This window comes from Candidatus Accumulibacter aalborgensis, assembly GCF_900089955.1.
GTDB classification, from domain to species: domain Bacteria; phylum Pseudomonadota; class Gammaproteobacteria; order Burkholderiales; family Rhodocyclaceae; genus Accumulibacter; species Accumulibacter aalborgensis.
On record NZ_FLQX01000038.1, the window covers coordinates 1 to 1,835 of the forward strand.

Annotated in this window: 1 protein-coding gene; it reads right to left on the reverse strand. The window is 58.3% G+C overall.

The features are described 5' to 3' along the window. Positions 1-483 precede the first annotated feature (483 nt). Entirely contained in the window at positions 484-1,683 is a 1,200-nt protein-coding gene (tyrS, locus tag ACCAA_RS04220; RefSeq protein ID WP_186406000.1) for a tyrosine--tRNA ligase, read from the reverse strand. Positions 1,684-1,835: the final 152 nt, after the last annotated feature.

Below are 1,835 nucleotides of genomic sequence, written 5' to 3' on the forward strand. Positions count from 1 at the left end.
TTGCTCTCGCTTGACTTGCTTCGCCGCCAACCCGGATTCCTCCAGATCAACAGCTTCTACATCTGTGCGAGTTACTTCATCTCTTCGACAATCCGCTTGCGCAAATCATCTACCAGATCAAGAACCCACACCTATCGGTTGTCCAATTTTTAAAGAGCTTGCAGACCGGCCAAGTGGCCGAACTGCGGTGCTGCCTGAGCAGCGAGAGGGGCGGATTATACAGTCGTTTCAGGCGGCGTCAACACTTCTTTTTAGACGCCTGCTTCGACTACCCCGGACCACCAGCGGCGCCCCAAAGGGCCTCGCCAAACTTTGCCGTTACGTAATAACATACTGATTTTAATCAGATTTATTTGCGATCTCGGCAACGAAGGTGCGAATTATACAGGCCCAGTTACGGGCGTCAAGCCTCTTGAGCAACTATTTGCCGGTCCATGGCCTAAACACTGGCCGAACGGCATTCGCCGGCGGTCAGGCGTTCACTCAGCCGACGATCACCCGCGCATACTTCCGTTTCCCGACCTGCAGCACGAAAGCGCCTTTGTCCGCCAGGACGAGGTTCTTGTCGTCAATTCTCGTACCGTCAATCCTGACTCCGCCCTGCTCAATCATGCGCAGGGCCTCCGACGTGCTCGCCGTCAGTCCGGAGCGTTTCAATACCTGCGCAATGCTCAAGGGCTGGCCAGCGGCGGGCAGGCAGACCTCGGGAATATCGTCGGGGATTGCGCCCTGACGGAAACGCGCATCGAAGTCGGCCAGCGCCTGCGCAGCGGCCGCGGCACCATGAAAACGTTCGACAATCTCCTGCGCCAGCAGGACCTTGATCTCGCGCGGATTGCGTCCACTCGCGGCATCGTTCCTGAAAGCTTCGATGGCCTCGGTCGTGCGGAAGGAAAGCAGGTCGAAATAGCGCCACATGAGATCGTCCGAGACCGACATCAGCTTGCCAAACATCTCGCCAGGAGGCTCGTTGATGCCGACATAATTGCCGAGCGACTTGGACATCTTGTTCACGCCATCGAGGCCCTCGAGCAGCGGCATGGTCAGAATGCACTGCGCTGTCTGGCCGAAATGCTTCTGCAACTCCCGCCCAACGAGAAGGTTGAACTTCTGATCGGTGCCGCCCAGTTCGACATCGGCCTTCATCGCCACGGAGTCATAGCCCTGGCACAGCGGATAGAGCAATTCATGGATGGCAATCGGCTGACCGCCCCGATAGCGCTTGGCAAAGTCATCGCGTTCGAGCATCCGGGCCACCGTGTGCAAAGCGGCCAGGCGGATCACTCCGGACGCACCCAGCGGCTCGAACCAGCTTGAATTGAAGCAGACCTCGGTTTTTTCCGGGTCGAGAATCTTGAACACCTGCTCCCTGTAGGTTGCCGCGTTGTCGACAATCTGCTCTCGCGACAGTGGCGGCCGGGTGACATTTTTCCCCGTCGGGTCACCGATCATGCCGGTAAAGTCACCGATCAGGAACATCACGCGATGGCCAAGATCCTGGAAGTGCCGGAGCTTGTTGATCAGCACCGTGTGCCCGAGATGCAGATCAGGAGCCGTTGGATCAAAGCCGGCCTTGATCCGCAGCGGCCGGCCGCTCTTCAGCTTGTCAACCAGTTCCGCCTCGATCAGCAATTCTTCCGCCCCGCGCTTGATCAGCTTCAGGTCTTCTTCCACAGTGCGCATGCAAACCTCTATCGTTTCTGCCCGGACGGCTTCTGGTTGGGGGCCTTGATCATCATTCCGGCCAAGGCCGGGTGCTGCGCTTGGTGAAGGTCTTGCGGGAGAGTGGCAGGACCCCCGAAATCTCGTACCCTTGGAAGTGCACACTCACCGAG

Excerpts from the sequence above, each read along its gene's own strand:
- tyrS (WP_186406000.1), bottom strand. The coding sequence starts at position 1,683 with ATGCGCACTGTGGAAGAAGACCTGAAGCTGATCAAGCGCGGGGCGGAA.